General features: G+C 65.4%; 16 protein-coding genes. 7 read left to right on the plus strand and 9 right to left on the minus strand.

Features of this window, described 5'->3' with window-relative positions; genetic code table 11:
• Positions 1-16: 16 nt before the first annotated feature.
• Positions 17-1,306 carry an acyl-CoA dehydrogenase family protein gene (locus tag C0J29_RS26020; protein WP_065162280.1) on the minus strand — a complete coding sequence of 430 codons (1,290 nt, stop codon included), beginning with the start codon at positions 1,304-1,306 and terminating at the stop codon, positions 17-19.
• A gap of 17 nt (positions 1,307-1,323) precedes the next feature.
• Complete coding sequence (locus tag C0J29_RS26025) at positions 1,324-2,091, minus strand: enoyl-CoA hydratase/isomerase family protein (protein WP_120793992.1); 768 nt, start codon at positions 2,089-2,091, stop codon at positions 1,324-1,326.
• Positions 2,092-2,187: 96 nt separating this feature from the next.
• Here C0J29_RS26025 and C0J29_RS26030 point away from each other — a divergent pair, with 96 nt between their 5' ends.
• The 4 genes from C0J29_RS26030 (at position 2,188) to C0J29_RS26045 (ending at position 6,296) form a co-directional block, all read left to right on the plus strand.
• A complete protein-coding gene (locus C0J29_RS26030) occupies positions 2,188-3,843 on the plus strand; it encodes a thiolase C-terminal domain-containing protein (protein WP_120793993.1) in 1,656 nt (551 codons plus the stop codon).
• Between the two features lie 38 nt (positions 3,844-3,881).
• A complete protein-coding gene (locus tag C0J29_RS26035; RefSeq protein ID WP_120794976.1) occupies positions 3,882-4,781 on the plus strand; it encodes an alpha/beta hydrolase in 900 nt (299 codons plus the stop codon).
• A gap of 124 nt (positions 4,782-4,905) precedes the next feature.
• A complete protein-coding gene (locus tag C0J29_RS26040; RefSeq protein WP_065045222.1) occupies positions 4,906-6,111 on the plus strand; it encodes a cytochrome P450 in 1,206 nt (401 codons plus the stop codon).
• A complete protein-coding gene (locus C0J29_RS26045; protein WP_055580544.1) occupies positions 6,108-6,296 on the plus strand; it encodes a ferredoxin in 189 nt (62 codons plus the stop codon). The genes C0J29_RS26040 and C0J29_RS26045 overlap by 4 nt, the downstream gene beginning before the upstream one ends.
• A 92-nt stretch (positions 6,297-6,388) precedes the next feature.
• Here the strand turns inward: C0J29_RS26045 and C0J29_RS26050 are convergent, their stop codons facing one another.
• From C0J29_RS26050 to C0J29_RS26080, 7 genes are all read right to left on the minus strand, one after another.
• The gene (locus C0J29_RS26050; protein WP_065045223.1) at positions 6,389-6,577 is read right to left on the minus strand and encodes a ferredoxin; all 189 of its coding nucleotides are present in this window, start codon (positions 6,575-6,577) and stop codon (positions 6,389-6,391) included.
• Positions 6,578-6,587: 10 nt separating this feature from the next.
• The gene (locus C0J29_RS26055) at positions 6,588-7,865 is read right to left on the minus strand and encodes a cytochrome P450 (protein WP_120793994.1); all 1,278 of its coding nucleotides are present in this window, start codon (positions 7,863-7,865) and stop codon (positions 6,588-6,590) included.
• A 95-nt stretch (positions 7,866-7,960) separates the two neighbouring features.
• Entirely contained in the window at positions 7,961-8,464 is a 504-nt protein-coding gene (locus C0J29_RS26060) for a hypothetical protein (RefSeq protein WP_065045225.1), read from the minus strand.
• Positions 8,461-9,075, minus strand: a complete 615-nt coding sequence (locus tag C0J29_RS26065) for a TetR/AcrR family transcriptional regulator (protein ID WP_065045226.1) — start codon at positions 9,073-9,075, stop codon at positions 8,461-8,463. The genes C0J29_RS26060 and C0J29_RS26065 overlap by 4 nt, the downstream gene beginning before the upstream one ends.
• 96 nt (positions 9,076-9,171) lie before the next feature.
• The gene (locus C0J29_RS26070; RefSeq protein ID WP_120793995.1) at positions 9,172-10,323 is read right to left on the minus strand and encodes a thiolase family protein; all 1,152 of its coding nucleotides are present in this window, start codon (positions 10,321-10,323) and stop codon (positions 9,172-9,174) included.
• 200 nt (positions 10,324-10,523) lie between these two features.
• On the minus strand, positions 10,524-11,690 hold the full coding sequence (locus tag C0J29_RS26075) for an acyl-CoA dehydrogenase family protein (RefSeq protein WP_065162287.1): 1,167 nt from the start codon (positions 11,688-11,690) through the stop codon (positions 10,524-10,526).
• Between the two features lie 73 nt (positions 11,691-11,763).
• Positions 11,764-13,062, minus strand: coding sequence for an amidohydrolase family protein (locus tag C0J29_RS26080; protein WP_065045229.1), 1,299 nt, complete (start codon positions 13,060-13,062; stop codon positions 11,764-11,766).
• Between the two features lie 304 nt (positions 13,063-13,366).
• On the opposite strand from C0J29_RS26080, the gene C0J29_RS26085 reads away from it, so the two are divergent.
• The 3 genes from C0J29_RS26085 to C0J29_RS26095 are packed head-to-tail and all read left to right on the plus strand — an operon-like array spanning position 13,367 to position 15,508.
• Positions 13,367-13,903 carry a carboxymuconolactone decarboxylase family protein gene (locus C0J29_RS26085; protein ID WP_120793996.1) on the plus strand — a complete coding sequence of 179 codons (537 nt, stop codon included), beginning with the start codon at positions 13,367-13,369 and terminating at the stop codon, positions 13,901-13,903.
• Between the two features lie 2 nt (positions 13,904-13,905).
• Positions 13,906-15,201 (plus strand): aromatic ring-hydroxylating oxygenase subunit alpha, encoded by a 1,296-nt coding sequence (locus tag C0J29_RS26090; RefSeq protein ID WP_065162288.1) that lies wholly within the window; start codon positions 13,906-13,908, stop codon positions 15,199-15,201.
• Positions 15,182-15,508 (plus strand): hypothetical protein, encoded by a 327-nt coding sequence (locus C0J29_RS26095; protein ID WP_065045232.1) that lies wholly within the window; start codon positions 15,182-15,184, stop codon positions 15,506-15,508. The genes C0J29_RS26090 and C0J29_RS26095 overlap by 20 nt, the downstream gene beginning before the upstream one ends.
• Positions 15,509-15,511: the final 3 nt, after the last annotated feature.

The raw sequence follows: 15,511 nt of genomic DNA on the forward strand, positions 1-15,511 counted from the left end.
GAGATTCACAGTCGCGTCACCTGATCCCCGCAAGTTGCGCGGCGAACTTCTGTTCGGCGGCTTCCCGCAGCCGCAGCAGGTGTTCGGAGGGGAACAGGTCCGGTGCCGGCTTGTACTCCTTGAGCAGCAGCCGGGCCAACACCGTCTTGTGCACTTCGGTCGGCCCGTCGGCCAGACCGAGCACAAACGATTCCACCAGGTGTTGCACGAAAGGCATCTCGTGGGTGGTGCCCAGCGACCCGTGCACCTGCAAAGCCCGCGCCGACACGTCGTGCAGGACCTTCTGCATCATCGCCTTGACTGCCGAAATGTCGGCTCGCACGGCCTTGTAGTCGTTGTGCTGATCGATCTTCCAGGCCGTCTGCAGCGTCAGCAGCCGGAACGCCTCGATCTCCATCCACGAGTCCGCGATCATCTCCTGGACGAGCTGCTTGTCGCCGAGCATTTGCCCCTGGGTGTGACGGGAAACCGCGCGCTCGCAGAGCATGTCGAAGATGCGGCGCACCAGACCCACGGTGCGCATCGCGTGATGGATACGGCCGCCGCCCAACCGGGTCTGGGCGACCACGAATGCCCCGCCCCGCGGCCCGAGCATGTGGTCGGCGGGGACCCGGACGTTCTCGTAACGTACGTAGCCTTCGCGGCCACCGCCGAGGGGCTGATAGCCCAGTCCGACGTCGCGCAGTACGCGAATTCCTGCCGTCTCGCCGGGAACCACGAACATCGAATGACGTTCATAAGGCGGAGCTTCGGGGTCGGTGACGGCCATGACGATCAGGAAGGACGCCATCGACGCGAAAGACGAGAACCATTTCTCGCCGTTGATGATCCAGTCGTCACCGTCCTGCACGGCAGACGTGGTGAACACCTTGGGGTCGGCGCCGCCCTGCGGCTCGGTCATCGAGAAGCAGGACACGATGCGGTTGTCCAGCAACGGTTCCAGGTATCGCTTCTTGAGCTCCGGCGTACCGTAGTGGGCCAGGATCTCGCTGTTGCCGGAATCCGGTGCCTGGGAACCGAATACGATCGGCGCGCACTCCGAGCGGCCGAGAATCTCGTTGAGCAGCGCCAGTTTCAGCTGCCCGTAGCCCGGCCCGCCCAGATGCGAACCGAGATGGGTGGCCCACAGGCCACGTTCCTTGACGATCTTCTGCAGCGGCGGTATCAGGGCCTGGCGCACGGGATCGTTGAGATCGTGAGATTCCTTCACAAGGAGGTCGACGGGCTCACACTCCGAGCGCACGAAATCGTCCACCCAGGCGAGCTGCGCCGCCCACTCGGGATCAGTTGAAAAGTCCCACGGCACTGCCCGCTCCTTTCGTTTCAGCGCTCAGACCACCGGCGGCGAAGCGCGGCGGCCTCGTCGGTGGCATGACTGAGCACCTGGTTGCGGTTCTCCAGTTCGATCGCCGGGCCCAGGCCCGGGGCATCCGTATTCACTTGCAGCGCACGCTTTGTCAGCTGGACGCCGAGCGTGGTGAGACCGGCGATTTGTCCCGCCAACTCGAGCGCGCGGTCTTCCAACTCCTCCGGCGCTACCAGCTGGCTCACCAACCCACGGCGGTCGGCCTCCTCGGCGGACACGGTCCGGCCGGTGAGCATCCAGTCCGCGGCGACACTGGTGCCGACAATGCGCGGCAGGTGGTAGCTCATCCCCATCTCGGCACCCGAGAGCCCCAACAAGATGGCCGCGTTTCCGAATTTCGCTGTCGTCGAACAGATCCGGATGTCGGCCGCGAGGCACAACGCCAGCCCCGCGCCGACGCACGGCCCGTTGACCGCCGCGATCACCGGCTGCGGCAGGTCCCGGATCGCCTGCGGCAGCGCGGCCATCGCCTGCTGAAATCGCAGCCGGTCGATGGCCGGATCGTCGGCCTCCGGGATCCCGCTGCCGAAGTCGCGCACATCGAGCCCGGAGCAGAAGCCGCGGCCCTCGCCGGTGAGCACCACCGCCCGCGTGTCGGCGGGGAGATCCGCAAACGCCTTGGTGAGGTCCGCCAGCATCGCGTGGTTGATCGCGTTCAACCGCTCCGGGCGGTTCAGCCGGATCACCGCCACACCGGAACTCGGTGCCTGCTGAACCACACTCACATCAGATCCGCTCGAAAGGTGTCCGTCCTGGCTCTTCCGGACAGATGATAACGTAATTCTCGGTTTCGCATAACGGCGCTACCGTGCGGAGGTGACGTGTCAGCAGCACCGGGACGCCCGCTGCCCCAGCTCACGGACGAGAATGAGTTCTTCTGGACTTCAGGCGCCGACGGCGTCTTGCGGTTCCAGGAGTGCCAGGGCTGCCAGTCGTTGATCCATCCGCCTGCGCCGGTGTGCCGCTACTGCCGCGGGCGCGACATCGGCGTGCGTGAGGTCTCCGGCAGGGCGACGCTGGCCGGGTTCACCGTGAACCACCGCTTCAGCGTGCCGGGGATGCCGGCGCCCTACGTCATCGCCCAGGTCGCCATCGTCGAGGACCCCCGAGTTCGGTTGACTACCAACATCATCGACTCCGATCCCGAGGAACTGGAACTCGGCCAGGCCGTCGAGGTGGTGTTCGAACACATCGAAGACGTGTGGCTGCCGCTGTTTCGTCCCGTCCCGGGCGGTGAGCCCGCCCCGCTGCCAGAAGACGAGATCGCACCGGAACGCTTCGGCGAGTACGTCCGGCCGATGCTGACCACCGAGAAGTTCGAGGACAAGGTCGCACTGACCGGGATCGGCATGTCGCCGATCGGTCGCCGGCAGATGGTGCCCGCCCTGTCACTGACGGTTCAGGCCTGCGAGGCCGCGATCGCCGATGCCGGACTGACCTTCGCCGACATCGACGGCCTGTCCACCTATCCCGGTGGCGGCAATTTCGGCGGCTTCGGCGAGGGCGGGGTCACCGCGTTGGAAGCGGCCCTCGGCATTCGGCCGACCTGGCACAACGGCGGCATGGAGACCTTCGGCCCCGGCGGGTCGGTGATCGCCGCCATGCTCGCCGTCTCCGCCGGCCTGGCGCGTCATGTGCTGTGTTTCCGGACGTTGTGGGAAGCCACCTTCAACGAGCTGATGAAGCAGGGCAAGATCATCCCGTCCGGCGGCCGCACCGCCGGCTGGCAGATGCCATTTGGGGCCACGTCCGCAGCACACACCTTGGCGATGAACGCGCAGCGGCACTTTCACCGGTACGGCACCACCAAAGAGACGCTGGGCTGGATCGCCCTGAACCAGCGCGCCAACGCCGCACTCAATCCCACTGCCATCTACCGCGACCCGATGACCATGGACGACTACCTCAACGCGCGGCCCATCACCACGCCGTTCGGCCTCTACGACTGCGACGTGCCGTGCGACGGCGCGATCGCCGTCATCGTCTCCGCCGTCGACGCCGCCCGCGATGTGGCCAAACCGCCCGTTCTGGTCGAGGCGGTGGGCACCCAGATCATCGAACGCATCGACTGGGACCAGAGCACGCTCACCCACGAGCCGCAGGTGCTGGGCCAGGCGGCGCACCTGTGGACCCGAACGTCGCTGCGCCCCAGCGACGTCGACGTGGCAGAGCTCTACGACGGGTTCACCATGAACTGCCTGTCCTGGATCGAGGCGCTCGGGTTCTGCGGCATCGGCGAAGCCCGGGAGTTCCTGGACGGCGGCAAGAACATCGCCCGCGACGGTGTCATTCCGCTCAACACGCACGGTGGACAGCTCTCGCACGGCCGCACCCATGGCATGGGTCTGCTGCACGAGGCCGTCACGCAGTTGCGCGGCGAGGCCGGCGAACGGCAGGTCGCCGACGCCCGGGTGGGCGTGGTGAGCAGCGGCGGCCTGACGCCCAGCGGTGTGATCCTGCTGCGGAGCGGGTTGTGACACCCCGCCCGAGAGTCGTGATCGTCGACGGCGTGCCGATGTCCGGGGTGATCGCCGAGGCCGACGAGCCCAAGGCCGTCATCGTGGCGATCCACGGCGGCGGCACCACAGCCGTCTACTTCGACTGCCCGGGCCATCCCGAATTGTCTTTGCTGCGGCTGGGTTCGGAGCTGGGTTACACGGTGATCGCACTGGATCGGCCGGGCCACGGCAGTTCAGCGCCGTATCCGGAGGCGGTGCAGACACCCGAGCAGCGTGTCGATCTCGCCTACGGTGCCATCGAACGCATTCTCGGTGAGCGGTCGCGCGGCGCGGGATTGTTCGTGCTGGGCCATTCCGGCGGGTGTGAGCTGGCGACCCGGATGGCGGCCGACGACCGGGGCGCCGCACTGCTGGGCCTGGAACTGGGCGGGACCGGCAGGCGCTACCACGACGCCGCCAAGGAGATCATGAAAGCGGCCGCGGTGAAGGAGCGTCCACCCGGCACCCGCGAGCTGCTGTGGGAGCCGATGCGGCTGTATCCGCCCGACATCCTGCGCGGCGTCACGAACTCGGCGACGTCCCCGCCCTATGAGCGGGACGTGGCGGTGAACTGGCCGCACCGCTACTTCCCGGAACTGGCACCTGCGGTGCGGGCGCCGGTGCGGTTCAGCATCGGCGAGCACGACCGGGTGTATCGGGGCGACGACGAGAATCTGGCCGAAATCGCTCAGATGTTCTCCCAGGCACCCGTTTTCACCAGCAACCGGCATCCCGACGCGGGCCACAACCTCAGCCTCGGCCTCAACGCGGCCGACTACCACCGCGGGGTGTTCGCGTTCGTCGACGAGTGTGCGGCGGGGCCTGCCTCGACCGTGAAGCCAGCTTCACGGTCGGACTCGAGCGTGAAGCCGGCTTCACACTCGGCGGGCGAGGACGGCGAGGCGGGGGTGGGGTGATGCGCGCCCAACTCGGGACCTTGTACTCCTTTTCGCCACGCCCGGAAGCCGCTACCGTTAGCGTTACAGTCAGGCGTTCAGCTGTAATGGTGTCAGCCCGCAGCTCAGCAGCAAGGAGCGTTACATGACCAAGTCGAAGGTCACCTTCGATCCGTTCTCCGAGGACTTCTTCAACGGCGCCTGGGATACGTATCGGCGCATGCAGGAAGAGGCGCCGGTCTATTACAGCGAGGAGTACGACTTCTATGCCCTGACCCGTCATGCCGACGTGGCCGCGGGCCTGAAGAACTTCGAGACGTATTCCTCGGCCTTCGGGATCGACCTGTCGATGGTGCGGACCGGCAAGCCGCCGGAGCAGAAGTCGATCATCTTCATGGACCCACCGGATCACCGGCACATGCGCAGCCTGCTCAATAAAGTCTTTACACCGCGCGCCATTCAGTCCCAGCGGGAGATGGTCGGCGAGAAGATCGACAAGTATCTCAACCTGGTCGATCCGGACCGATTCGATGTGGTGCAGGACTTCTCGGGGCCGTTCCCGGTCGAGGTGATCACCACGATGCTCGGGGTCCCCGAAGAACACGCGCAGCGGGTGCGTCACCTGATCGACGAGTCGCTGCACCGCGAGCCGGGGCAGGTCGAGGTCGGCGAGCGCGGCATGCAGGCGAACATCGAGACCGGGATGCTGTATTACGGCCTGCTGCAGGAACGTCGCGCCGAACCGCAGGACGACCTGTTCACCAAGCTGATCAACGCCGAGATCGAGCGCGAAGACGGTCAGATGACCAAGCTCGACGACATCGAGATTGCCGGATTCGCAACCCTATTGGGTGGCGCCGGCGCGGAGACGGTGACCAAGCTGGTGGGCAACGCGCCGGTGGTGTTCGCGCGGTTCCCCGAGCAGTGGCAGAAGCTGCTCGACGACCGCAGCAAGATCCCCGCGGCGGTCGAGGAGTTGTTGCGCTACGAGGCGCCGTCCCAGTATCAGGTGCGCTGCTCGGTGAAAGATGTGGAGCTGCACGGCGTTACGATCCCGGCGATGAAACCGGTGTTCCTGATCAACGCCGCGGCCAACCGCGACCCGTCGGCCTGGACCGATCCCGACGAGTTCGATATCGACCGGGACCGGCATGAAGCGCTCAACTTGAGCTTCGGCTACGGGATCCACAGCTGCCTGGGTGCGGCACTGGCGCGCATGGAGAGCTGCATCGCACTGGAAAAGCTACTGGACTTCATGCCCCGCTACGAGGTGGACTGGGAGAACTGCAACCGCGTACACATGCAGAATGTCGCGGGATGGAAGAACGTACCGGTGAGGGTGCTGCCATGAGAATTGAAGTTGACTGGGATCTGTGCGAGAGCAATGCGGTGTGCATGGGCATCGCACCCGATGTGTTCCTGCTCGGTGACGACGACATGCTGACCGTCCTGCAGCCGGAAGTCACCCCGGAGAACGAGGAACTGGTTCGCGAAGCGGTGCGGCAGTGCCCGCGGCAGGCGATCTCGATCGTCTAGTGCTTCGGATCGCGCGCCGAGCGTGACCCCAAGGCGGCCTGACGACGAAATTGCCGCCCTGAGTTCACCTTCGGCGGTACCGCTCGAGCTTCTCAGCGTTCCTTGATCGCCTGCTCCGGACAACACTCGATGGCCTCGCGGGCGGCCGCCTCGAATTCCGCTGGTACGTCACCGGTTATCGCCTCGGCGTAACCATCGTCGGTCAGGCTGAAGACTTCCGGGCACAGCGTCAGACACATGCCGTGGCCGCGGCAACTCCCGTCGTCAACCCACACCCTCATGCCACACCCTTCATGCCGGCGTGAACTCCAGGTGCAGCTCCGTCAGGCCGCGCAGGATGTACGTCGGAACATATTGGTAGCGGCGGTCATTCGCCGGCCCGTGCTCCCGCTCATCGAGCCGGATGTCCGACGTGCGATCCAGCAGACGCTCGAGCGCGACCCGGGTTTCGGCCCGAGCCAGCGGAGCGCCCGGGCAGCTGTGAATCCCGCGCCCGAACGAGAGATGCTGGCGGGCGTTCTTGCGCGCCGGGTCGAATGTCGCAGGGTCCTCGAAGCGGCGCGGATCGCGGTTGGCGGCCGCCTGCAGGATCATCAGGGTGGTGCCGGCCGGCAGGTGTACACCGCCCACGTTGACGGGAACCCGGTTCAGCCGGAAGTCGCCCTTGACCGGGCTTTCGACCCGCAACGCTTCCTCGATGAAGTTGGGGATCAGGCTGCGGTCGCGGCGCAGTTGCTGCTGGATGTCAGGACGCTCCGCCAGGATCTGCAACGCCGCGCCCAGCAGCCGCACGGTGGTCTCCTGGCCCGCCGAGAAGACATTGCTGGCGACGCGGGCCACGTCTTCGATCTCCGGGATCGAGCCGTCCGGGTAGGTCGCGGTGGCCAGGCCGGTCAGCACGTCGTCGCGGGGCTCGCGCCGGCGGTCCCGGACATAGTCGGAGAACAGCCCGTAGAGAAACTCCAGCGGGCTGTGCGCCAGAGACTCCTTGCCGGTGCCGCCGATGCCGCCACCGGAGTGCTGGCGGATGCCTTTGACGAACGAGTCGCGGTCTTCCATCGGCACGCCCAGCAGGTCGGCGATGACCAACAGCGTGAACGGACCGGCGAAGCCTTTGATGAACTCGCCCCCGCCCGGTGCCAGGAACTCGTCGAGCACCTGATCGGCGAGCACCCACATGGCGTCCTCGTTCTCCTTGAGGCGCTTCGGGGTGATCAGCCGCATCAGCAGGGAACGGTGATTGGTGTGGGTGGGCGGATCCAGCGTGGGCAGCTGGTCGCTGAACGGCAACTCGTCGCGGTGCTGCTCGATCAGCTCGGTGATATCGGTCTGACCGTCCAGCGGCACCGGAAAGCCGGGGAACGGGCCGGTCACCGAGATGCACGAGGAGAAGGTCTGCGCGTCGTTGAGCACGGCGCAGGCTTCATCCCAGCCGGTCACCATGGTCACGCCGTGGTGCGGTTCCCGGGTCACCGGACACTGCTGCCGCAACGCCTCGTAGTAGGGGTAGGGATCCTCGACAAGCTGGCGGTCACGGAAGAAATCCAGGTCGGTGAAGTCATCCACCATGTCGCGCTCCGTTCGAATCTCCGCTTGCGAGAATGCGCCTCTCACATATGAGTATTACATTTCCATACGATGTGCCGGACCGCAACGTCGCATGGTCAGGCCGGCAGCAGATCCGCCGCCACCGATCGGCACGGCATCAGTCCGCTGCGGAACGTCTCGACGGTCCCGACCGAGTCGACCGGCACCGCCGCGGCGGCCAGCGCCTTCGCCTTGAAGGTCTGGGCGGCCATGCTCAACCGGTGCTGGACGCGCCCCACACTGTCGTCGAGTTCGGCCGGCCAGGTGGTACCCCAGAGCGTGACTTCGGTGACGCCGTGGTCAAGGGCCTGCAGCACTCCGGTCCGCACCCGCGGGTCCGAGCCGAGCAGGTCAGCGGCCGCGGCCAGGGCCTGCGGACGCGGATGAGTTCCCAGCGACGCCAGCACCGATTCGAGGTCGAGGGTTCTGGCCCCCAGGATGTGCAGCGGCCGGTCGTCCGGGTGGTCGGTGAGCAGCACCGTGACATCCCAGCCCGCCATGGAACGGTCGAAAAGCCATCCGCCGGCGAACTTCACCACGTCGACCACGCTGGACGCCACGACGTCGAGCCGGTACCTCATGTCGCGCTCGTCGGACTGGGTGGCGAGAAGTCTCGCGCCAGCGTCTCCGCGTACTCCTTGAACACCTCGGTCAGGGGTATCGAAGGATCGAGTAGCCATGTCATTTCCATTCCGTGGACGAAGGCGAGAATCTCTACTGCCTTGACGGCGGGGTCTATGTCGGCGCGGTACCGGCCGGCGGCCTGGCCCCGGCGGATGCCGGCGGCGACGATCTCGGTCGCGGCGCGCTGCCGGTTCACCAGGCGGTCGTGCAGCGGAGCGTCGGGCGCGAGGTTTTCGACCAGCAGCACTGTGAAGGTGCCGACCAACTCGGGTTGCCGGTTGAAGCGGTCGGCGACCTGGGCGATCTCGCCGAGCAGATCGCCGCCGCGGTCCGAGTGCGTGTCGTCGTCGAGGTCGCGCTCATCCAGCACCGCGTGCAGCAGCTGCTCCTTGGACTCGAAATGGTGGAGCAGACCCGCGGGCGTCACCCCCGCCTCGCGGGCGATCTGCGCGAGGGTGGTGCTGCGCCAGCCGTTGCGCGATAACAAGCGCTGCGCCACTTCAAGAATCCGCTGCTTGCGGTCTTCGCCTTTGGCGAGAAGCGTCTCGTAGGGCCGTACGTCGGACACCGAATTCCTCGTCGAACCGTCGGGGGGCTAACCAACCTAGTGAATACACAGTAGGTTGGTTTGCGGCACGTGACAAGAGCCTCCGCGCCGGGCCGGTCAGCCGACGAGTTCGACCAGCGTGGCGTTGGCCGTACCGCCGCCTTCGCACATGGTCTGCAGGCCGAAACGGATACCGTGGGCGCGCATGTGGTGCACCATGCGCGTCATCAAAACGGCCCCGGACGCGCCCAGCGGATGCCCCAGCGCAATCGCGCCGCCCAGCGGATTGAGCCGCTCCGGGTCCGCACCGGTTTCGGCCAGCCAGGCCAGCGGCACGGGCGCGAAGGCCTCGTTGACCTCGAACACGCCCACCTCGTCGACTCGGACGCCGGACTTCCCCAGCACCTTTTCCGTCGCCGGGATCGGGCCGGTCAGCATCAGAACCGGGTCGGCACCGGTGACCGCACCGGCCCGGTAACGCACGATGGGCGTCAGGCCCATTTCCAATGCGAGTTCTGATGTCGTCACCAACAAAGCGGCGGCGCCGTCGGATATCTGCGAGGAATTGCCGGCGTGGATCACGCCGTCCTCGACGAACGCGGGCTTCAGTCCGGCGAGCTTTTCTGCGGTGGTGCCGCGCCGTACCCCTTCGTCCTGGTGGACCAGACCGGAATCGTCGTCGGTGAACACCGGAACGATCTGCTCGGTGAAGGCGCCACCGTCTTGCGCCGCGGCGGCGCGTTCGTGGGACAGCGCGGAATATTCGTCAAGCCTGGTGCGCGACAGGCCCCACTTCTTGGCGATCAGCTCCGCGCTGATGCCCTGGTTGAATGAGAAATCGTCATACCGCGCAAGGACTTTCGGCCCGTAGGGCATGCCGGTCGCCCGGGCCGCGCCGAGCGGCACCCGGCTCATGACCTCGACGCCGCCCGCCACCACCACATCCTGTTGACCCGACATCACCGCCTGCACCGCGAAGTCGAGGGCCTGCTGGCTGGATCCGCAGGCACGGTTGACGGTGGTCCCCGGGATGGTCTCCGGCCAGCCCGCCGCCAGCACCGAGTAGCGGCCGATGTTGGCGGATTGATCGCCGACCTGACTGACGCAACCCCAGATCACGTCATCGACCAGCTCCGGACTGACGCCGGCGCGTTCCATCAGTTCGTTGAGGACGACCGCGGAGAGGTCGGCAGGGTGCACGCCCGCGAGCCCGCCGTTGCGTTTACCTATCGCGGTACGTACCGCCTCGACGATGACTGTTTCGCGCATACTTGACTCCGCCTCTCCGACGCTTCGGGTCACTCTGCCACGGCTGCCACATCAGTCTCTCCGACGGCCGGCACTCGAGCTGCCCGCCTCGTAGCGACGCAAATCGTTGTCGCTCGAAGGCAGGCACACCAAGCATCCTCCCCGCCGGTGACTCCTGTGACTCGGGTCGCGCATCCGGCGAAGGTGGCCACCCCCGCGACTCAGTAGCTTCGGGGCAGCTTCAGCGCATGCGACCCGAGGAAGTTCAGGATCATCTCCTGGCTGATCGGTGCGATCTTCATCAGGCGCGCCTCACGGAAGTAGCGCGTGACGTGGTACTCCTCCGCATATCCCATGCCGCCGTGGGTCTGCAGCGCCCGGTCCGCCGCGGCGAATCCGGCGTCGGCGCACAGGTACTTCGCTGTATTCGCCTCGCGCCCACAGGGTTTGCCGTTGTCGTACAGCCATGTCGCTTTGCGCAGCATCAGTTCGGCGGCGTCGAGGCGAGCCAGCGAATCGGCCAGCGGGAACTGGATGCCCTGGTTCATCCCGATCGGCCGGCCGAACACCTCGCGTTCGTTCGCGTACTTCACGGCCTTATCCAGTGCCACCCGCCCGATGCCCAGTGCCTCGGCCGCGATCAGCATCCGCTCCGGGTTCAAGCCGTCCAGGATGTACTGAAAACCCTTGCCCTCCTCGCCGACTCGATCTTCGACGGGAACTTCGAGGTTGTCGATGAACAGCTCGTTGGAGCTGACGGCGTTGCGGCCCATCTTGTTGATCGGCCGGATGTCGACCCGGCTGCGATCGAGGTCGGTGAGAAATAACGTCATGCCGTCGGTCTTCTTGGCGACCTCGTCGTACGCCTTGGTGCGGGTCAGCAACAGGATCTTGTCGGACTCCATTGCCTTGGAAATCCACACTTTTCGGCCGTTGACCACGTAGTGGTCGCCGTTGCGCTTGGCGAACGTGGTGATGCGCGAAGTGTCGAGTCCGGCGCCAGGCTCGGTCACCCCGAAACAGACGTGCACTTCTCCGGTCGCCACCGGCGGCAACGTGCGTGCCTTGAGTTCCTCGGAGCCGTGCACCACCACGGGTTGCATGCCGAAGATCGACAGGTGGATCGAACTCGCCGCGTTCATGGCGCCGCCCGACTTGGCGACCTCTTCGAGCAGGATCGTGGCCTCGGTAATGCCCAGACCGTGGCCACCGTATTCGGTCGGGATCGTCATGCCGAGCCAGCCGCCGTCGGCGATGGCGCGGTAGAACTCGGTCGGAAACTCGTGCGCCTGGTCTTTTTCCATCCAGTAGTGGTCGTCGAACTTGGCCGCCAACTCAGCCACCGACCGCCGGATCAGCTCCTGATCCTCGGTGAGCTCAAACTCCATTGCCGCACCTTTCCTTGCGCGAGACCGGGGTACCTCCCGCTTGCGGGTGGTACCCCAGCTCGCCGGTAGAACGTCAGTCCGTGTTACCGCTGAGCGACTTCGCGTTGGCCGCGAACTCGGCGAACGACGAACCGCCCCGGGTGTCCTTGTGCTGGCTCGACGCCCGGATGGACACGTCATGCCCTTCGGCGGCCTTGCGCAGCGCGCCGACCGTGGCCTGCTCGGGCGTGATGTGGGTGAACGGGTCGAACGAGTACCAGCGCATCGCGTTCTGGTGGGTGATCTTGTGGATCTCGTCGTCGGGTACGTCGTTCAGCGACAACACGTCCCACAACTCTTCGGGCGCGCCCGGCCACATCGAGTCGCTGTGCGGGTAGTCGGCCTCCCAGCAGATGTTGTCGATGCCGATCATATTGCGCAGCGCGACGCCCACCTTGTCGCTGATGAAGCAGGTGAGGAAGTGCTCCCGGAAGACCTCGGACGGCAGCTTCCCGCCGAAGTTCTGATGCGTCCAGGTCGAGTGCATCTCGAAGGTCCGGTCGGCCCGCTCCAGGAAGTAGGGAATCCAGCCGGTGCCGCCCTCGGACAGCGCGACCTTGAGGTCCGGGTACTCCTTGATGGGCCGCGACCACAGCAGGTCGGCGGCGGCCTGCACGATGTTCATCGGCTGCAGCGTGATCATCACGTCCATCGGCGCGTCGGGCGCGGTGATCGCCAGCCGGCCCGAGGAGCCGATGTGCACGTTCATCACGGTGTCGGTGTCGCACAACGCTTTCCACAGCGGGTTCCAGTATTCGTTGTGGAAGCTCGGGTAGCCCATCGCGGCCGGGTTCTCGGTGAAGGTCAGCGCGTGTACGCCCTTTTTGGCGACCCGGCGCACCTCGGCCGCGCATGCCTCGGCATCCCAGATCACCGGGATCGCCATCGGGATGAACCGCGCCGGGTAGGCGCCGCACCACTCCTCGATGTGCCAATCGTTGTAGGCCTGCACCAGAGCGATCGAGAATTCCGTGTCGTCCGTGGCGAACAGGCGTCCAGCGAAACCGGGGAAGGAAGGAAAGCAGATCGAGGCCAGGATGCCGCCGGCATTCATGTCCTTGATGCGCTCGTCGACGTTGTAACAGCCGGGCCGGATCTCGTCCAGACCGGTGGGCTCGATCCCGTACTCCTCCTTGGGCCGGCCGGCCACCGCGTTGAGCGCCACGTTCGGAATGACCGTGTCGCGGAACTTCCACATGTCCGAGCCGTCTGGGTTGTGCACCAGACGAGGCGCGTCGTCCAGGTACTTGGACGGCAGGTGGTTCTTGAACATGTTCGGCGGCTCGACGGTGTGGTCGTCCACGCTGATCAGGATCATGTCTTCTTTGTTCACGGGTGTTCCCTTCTCATCTGATCCACCTGATCGGGTGTATTGAGCAGGCTTCAAGCCGCAGAGCAGAGCCCACCTGCGCCGAGCTCTCTATAGGTTGAAAACTATCTTCTCGCGAAGCGAGAATCAACATCCAGCATAGCCGTCCGGCCAGCCGACGGCGCTTTTGCGGCGACGCTGACGGGCCCTCGGCGACCACCCTCCGCGCCAGGATTGACCCACCGACCGATTCGTGCAAGTCTATTGGTTGGAAATGAGAATATGATTCTCTCTTAGTGAGAGGATTGCACGTGAGAAGGACCACCCGATGCGTTTACCGCCGCTGCCCGCCGACCAATGGGACGAGGCTGTCGACGGCGCGCTGGCCGTCATGTTGCCCCCGGAACGCCGCAATCCGCGCGATGCCTCCAACGTGTTGTCGACTCTGGTCAACCACCCGGTGCTGACCAAGGCGTTCCTCAAGTTCAATGTGCACCTCTTGTTCTCGTCCACCCTGCCGCCGCGGATCCGCGAGTTGGCCATTCTGCGGGTCGCGCAACGTCGTGAGTGCGCCTACGAGTGGACTCACCATGTCGATCTCGCCAAGCGAGAGGGCGTGACCGATGCCGAGATCGACGCGGTCCGCCGGGGCGACGGCGGGTTCGACGAATTCGAGCGTGCGGTGGTGGCCGGCGTCGACGAACTCGACGAGAAGTCCCAATTGTCCGACGCGACCTGGGCGGCGCTCGGTACGCACATGGACGACCGGCAGCGGATGGACTACGTCTTCACGGTCGGCTCTTACATCATGCTGGCCATGGCGCTCAACACTTTTGGCGTTCAGCTCGAACACGAGGAGAGGTAACAGTGGCCCACTTCCCCAAACCAGCCGCCGGAAGCTGGACGAAGAATTATCCCGAACTGGGGACCGCACCAGTCGATTACAGCGATTCGATCGATCCCGCGTTCTTCGAGGCCGAGCGCAACGCGATCTTCAAGCGCACGTGGCTCAACGTCGGCCGGGTCGAGAGATTGCCGCGCACCGGCAGCTACTTCACCAAGGAGCTGCCCTCGGCCGGCAAAGGGATGTCGGTGATCGTCGTCAAAACCAAGGACGGATCCGTCAAGGCGTTCCACAACGTCTGCCGGCACCGCGGAAACAAGCTGGTGTGGAACGATTTTCCGAACGAGGAAACGTCCGGCACCTGCCGGCAGTTCACCTGCAAGTACCACGCCTGGCGGTACAGCCTGGACGGTGACCTGACCTTCGTCCAGCAGGAGGACGAGTTCTTCGACCTCGACAAGGGCGACTACGGGCTGGTGCCGGTGCGCTGCGAGGTGTGGGAAGGCTTCATCTTCATCAACTTCGACCAGGACGCGCAGCCGCTGGTGGACTATCTGGGCCCGATGGGCAAGGGCATCGAGGGTTATCCCTTCCAAGAGATGACCGAAACCTATTCCTACCGAGCCGAAGTCGGGAGCAACTGGAAGCTGTTCATCGACGCGTTCGCCGAGTTCTACCACGCTCCGGTGCTGCATCAGGGGCAGTACACCAAAGAAGAAGCCGCCAAGATCATGAAGTACGGCTTCGAGGCGCTGCACTACGAGCTGGCCAGCCCGCACGGAATGATCTCGACCTGGGGCGGCCAGGCCCCGCCGGTGGACATGAGCATGGTCAAGCCGATGGACCAGGTCCTGCGCAGCGGCCTGTTCGGCCCCTGGGACAAGCCGGAGGTCATCGCGAACCTCGACGCACTGCCGCCGGGTGTCAACCCGAAGAAGGTCAAGCAGTGGGGCGTCGACTCCTGGCACTTCTACCCGAACTTCATGCTGCTGATCTGGGAACCGGGCTGGTTCCTGACCTACCACTACTGGCCGACCGCCGTCGACAAACACATCTTCGAGTGCACGCTGTACTTCGTGCCGCCGCGAAATGCCCGTGAACGCCTGGCGCAGGAGCTGGCGGCGGTGACGTTCAAGGAGTACGCGCTGCAGGACGCCAACACGCTGGAGGCGACCCAGACCATGATCGGCACCAAGGTGGTCAACGACTTCCCGTTGTGCGACCAGGAAATCCTGCTCCGCCATCTGCACAAGGTGACCGGCGACTACGTAGCCGACTTCGCGAAGGAGAGCCAGAACAATGGCAAAGTTACCGTCTGAATTCGCCGACCTGGAACCGTATCTCGGCTGGGACCTGGCCACCGAGCCCGAGCGTTACGCCAAGCGCCTGGCCTCCACGATGGGTCAGATGCAAGAGTTCTACGACGTTGCCTTCCCGCACCTGAACGACGTCATCGCCTACTGTGACAAGTACCCATTGGACGATCTTCCCGAGGACGCACGCACGCTCATGCACCTGATGCAGTCGCTGGTGATGGTGTCGTTTCCGATCGAGGCGTGGAAGCAGCCCCGGGTTCCCGACAGCGGCGCGGCGTGGGTGGAGTGCATCAGGGAACCGGTGATCTGACGG

Source organism: Mycobacterium paragordonae, assembly GCF_003614435.1.
Classification (GTDB): domain Bacteria; phylum Actinomycetota; class Actinomycetes; order Mycobacteriales; family Mycobacteriaceae; genus Mycobacterium; species Mycobacterium paragordonae.

Coding starts and splice junctions, on each gene's coding strand:
- C0J29_RS26060 (WP_065045225.1), bottom strand. CDS start 8,464: ATGAGGTACCGGCTCGACGTCGTGGCGTCCAGCGTGGTCGACGTGGTG.
- C0J29_RS26085 (WP_120793996.1), top strand. CDS start 13,367: ATGCGTTTACCGCCGCTGCCCGCCGACCAATGGGACGAGGCTGTCGAC.
- C0J29_RS26040 (WP_065045222.1), top strand. CDS start 4,906: ATGACCAAGTCGAAGGTCACCTTCGATCCGTTCTCCGAGGACTTCTTC.
- C0J29_RS26045 (WP_055580544.1), top strand. CDS start 6,108: ATGAGAATTGAAGTTGACTGGGATCTGTGCGAGAGCAATGCGGTGTGC.
- C0J29_RS26095 (WP_065045232.1), top strand. CDS start 15,182: ATGGCAAAGTTACCGTCTGAATTCGCCGACCTGGAACCGTATCTCGGC.
- C0J29_RS26075 (WP_065162287.1), bottom strand. CDS start 11,690: ATGGAGTTTGAGCTCACCGAGGATCAGGAGCTGATCCGGCGGTCGGTG.
- C0J29_RS26070 (WP_120793995.1), bottom strand. CDS start 10,323: ATGCGCGAAACAGTCATCGTCGAGGCGGTACGTACCGCGATAGGTAAA.
- C0J29_RS26050 (WP_065045223.1), bottom strand. CDS start 6,577: ATGAGGGTGTGGGTTGACGACGGGAGTTGCCGCGGCCACGGCATGTGT.
- C0J29_RS26055 (WP_120793994.1), bottom strand. CDS start 7,865: ATGGTGGATGACTTCACCGACCTGGATTTCTTCCGTGACCGCCAGCTT.
- C0J29_RS26035 (WP_120794976.1), top strand. CDS start 3,882: ATGTCCGGGGTGATCGCCGAGGCCGACGAGCCCAAGGCCGTCATCGTG.